Consider the following 3,158-nt stretch of genomic DNA (forward strand, 5'->3'; position numbering starts at 1 on the left):
GATGCGGGTCTTCTCATCGCGGATGCCGGCGAAGGACATCTTGGTGCCCGGCACATAGCGGCCCGGCGCGTTGATGAAGTGATCCAGCTCGTCATAGTTCCAGGTCGGGGCCTCGGCCTTGTGCTTGGCCATGGCGTCCGAATAGGCGAAGCCCGCGCGGTGCATGGCGGGGCCGCCGACCACGGCGAACAGGTTCGGGCCGATGCCGTCGGCGCCGCCCGAGTTGACGGTGTGGCAGGCCTGGCAGCGCGCGAAGGCGGCTTCACCGGCGGCCAGGTCGGCGGTCGGCAGGACCGTGCCCCAGTCGATCGGCAGGGCGGCTTCGGCCGCGCCCGCTGCCGCTTCATCCGGCGCGTCGACGAAGTAGCCCATCTTTTCGGGCTGCTTGGTCTGGTAGACCATGCCCGAAACCTGCTGGACCACCAGGATGGCAAAGGCGGTGCCCAGGCACGCGCCCATAATCTTGTTCCACTTCAGATCGCCGCTCATTCCGCGTCGTCGCATCCCGTCTCTAGATGAGCCCCCCGACCGCGAAGCGGCGTTCAGGCGTATTCTTGCGTGGGCGTCTCTTACACGCTAGCGCGACCTTCGCAACCGGCCCGGACGTTTCCGGGCGTTTCAGGACGCATGGCGACCATGAATCCGCTGATAATGATACCCGCTCGCATGGCGGCCACCCGTCTGCCCGGCAAACCCTTGGCCGACATCGGCGGCAAGCCGATGATCGTGCGCGCCTGGGAGCAGGCCATGGCTTCGGGTTTCCGCGTCGCGGTGGCGGCGGGCGACCCGGAGATCGTCGCGGCGGTGCAGGCGGCGGGCGGCGAGGCCGTGCTGACCGATCCTGACCTGCCCAGCGGCTCGGACCGCATCCTGGCGGCCGCTCAGGCGGTCGATCCTGACGGCGCCCATGAGGTGGTCATCAACATTCAGGGCGACATGCCGTTCGCCTCGCCGGACCTGGCGAAAGCCTGCGCCGAACTGCTGGCGCGCGAATCAGCCTGCGATATCGCCACCCTGGTCGCGGCCGAGGCGGATGTCTCGGACCGGGCCAATCCCGATGTGGTCAAGGCGGTGCTGGCCCTGCCGGACGGCGGGACGAGCGGCCGCGCCCTCTATTTCACGCGCTCGACCCTGTACGGCGACGGCCCCGTCTGGCGTCACGTCGGCATCTACGGCTATCGCCGCGAAGCCCTGGCCCGCTTCTGCGCCGCCCCGCCGTCGCCGCTGGAGAAGCGCGAAAAGCTGGAGCAGTTGCGCGCCCTGGAGATGGGCCTGCAGATCTGGGCTTCGGTGATCGACGAGGCGCCGCTGTCGGTGGACAACCCGGCGGACCTGGAGGCCGCGCGGGCGCTGGCCTGATCAGTCGTCGTCGCCCGTCTCGCCGTCGTCGGGGATGGCGGGCATTTCGACGGCCGGGGCCAGGGTGACGATTTCCTTGATCTCGGCGCCGGGGAAGGCCTGCATGATGGAGACGATGAAGGGGTCAGCCTCGACCGCCGCGCGGCGGGCGATGCGGGCCTTCTTCTCGACCTCGATCAAGGTTTCGCCGCCGCCTTGGCCGTTGGCGGCGATCAGCCAGGTGCGGCCGGTCCATTCCTTCAGCCGCCCGGCCAGACGCCGCGCCAGATCGTGGGGCGAGCCCTCGGCCGGTTCATAGGTGATGGCGCCGGGACGGAAGCTGACCACGCGGACGTAGCGCTCCACGTCCATCTGCAGGGTGATCTCGCGCTTCTCGCCGATCAGGGCGACCACGGCCTCGAAGCTCTGCGGATCGGGCAGGGCGGGCGCCGCCATCGGCCGCGCCGCCAGCATGGCCGAGGCGCCGCCGCCTCCACCGCCTGAACCGCCGCCGCGAGGGCCCCCCGCGCCGCCGCCGGGGACGCCGCCCGACTGGATCGCCTTCAGCGCCTCTTCCGGACCGGGCAAGTCGGCGGCGTAGGCCAGCCGCACGATGGCCATTTCGACCGCATCGGCCGGATTGGGCGCACGCCGTACCTCCTCCAGCGCCTTCAGCAGCATCTGCCAGGTGCGCGACAGCGTCCCGGCCGAGATGGCCGCGCCTAGCGCCGCCAGCTTCTGCGCCTGATCGCCGGGCAGGCGGGTGGCGTTCGGCCCCAGCATCTTGGCGACCGATGCCGCGTGGCAATGCTCCAACAGGTCGTTGGCCACCTGCACCGGATCGGCGCCGTAGCCGTACAGGGTGCGGAAGGTCGTCAGGGCCTCGGCCGTCTTGCCCGCCATCGTCTGCTCGAACAGGGCGATGGTCTGGGTGCGGTCGGCCAGACCCAGCATATCGCGCACCGTGGCCGTCTCGACCACCGCGCCGCGCTCGGCCTGAACCAGCGCCTGATCCAGCAGCGACAGGCCGTCGCGCACCGAGCCTTCGGCCGCGCGGGAGATCAGGGCCAGAGCCTCCTGCTCGATCTTCATGCCTTCGCGATCGGCGACGCGGCCCAGATGGCCGACCAGAACCTCAGGCTCGACCCGGCGCAGGTCGAAGCGCTGGCAGCGGCTCAGGATCGTCACCGGCACCTTGCGGATCTCGGTGGTGGCGAAGATGAATTTGGCGTGGGGCGGCGGCTCTTCCAGCGTCTTCAGCAGGGCGTTGAACGCCTGCGTCGACAGCATGTGGACCTCGTCCAGCACATAGACCTTGTAGCGGGCCTCGACCGGCGCGTAGCGGACGCTTTCAAGGATGTCGCGGATGTCGTTGACGCCGGTGTGGCTGGCGGCGTCCATCTCCATCACGTCCATGTGCTGGCCCGCCATGATGGCGGCGTCGTGCCGCCCCGTGGGGCTCAGGGCCAGGGACGGCTTGTCGATGGTCGCGGTTTCGTTGTTCAGCGCACGGGCCAGCAGGCGGGCCGTCGTTGTCTTGCCGACGCCCCGCACCCCGGTCAGCATGAAGGCGTGGGCGATCCGGCCGGTGGCGAAGGCGTTGGTCAGGGTGCGGACCATCGCCTCCTGGCCGATCAGGTCTTCGAACGCGCGCGGCCGGTATTTGCGGGCCAGGACGGTGTAGGCCTCGCCCTCGGCGGGCGGCGCCTCGAAAGCCTTGGGGGCAGGAACGGGCGCGGGCTCCGCCTTCGGTTCAGGCGCAGGCTCGGCCGCAGCGACGGACGGCGGGGCGCCGAACATGTCGTCGGTGTTGGGGTCGC

At 70.1% G+C, this 3,158-nt stretch carries 3 protein-coding genes; 1 reads left to right on the forward strand and 2 read right to left on the reverse strand.

Translation table 11 applies throughout. From position 1 onward, the window contains the following. Nucleotides 1–489 (reverse strand): c-type cytochrome (locus tag RT567_RS14905; protein WP_313577032.1); only part of this gene is annotated, 489 nt, incomplete at its 3' end. 147 nt (nt 490–636) lie between these two features. On the opposite strand from RT567_RS14905, the gene RT567_RS14910 reads away from it, so the two are divergent. After that, nucleotides 637–1,359: a 3-deoxy-manno-octulosonate cytidylyltransferase gene (locus tag RT567_RS14910; protein ID WP_313577033.1), complete on the forward strand. Its 723-nt coding sequence runs from the start codon at nt 637–639 to the stop codon at nt 1,357–1,359. Here RT567_RS14910 and RT567_RS14915 read toward each other — a convergent pair. After that, nucleotides 1,360–3,158 (reverse strand): DNA polymerase III subunit gamma/tau (locus RT567_RS14915; protein WP_313577034.1); only part of this gene is annotated, 1,799 nt, incomplete at its 5' end.

It is taken from the genome of Brevundimonas sp., assembly GCF_032107865.1.
Lineage (GTDB): Bacteria > Pseudomonadota > Alphaproteobacteria > Caulobacterales > Caulobacteraceae > Brevundimonas.

Coding starts and splice junctions, on each gene's coding strand:
- RT567_RS14910 (WP_313577033.1), top strand. CDS start 637: ATGAATCCGCTGATAATGATACCCGCTCGCATGGCGGCCACCCGTCTG.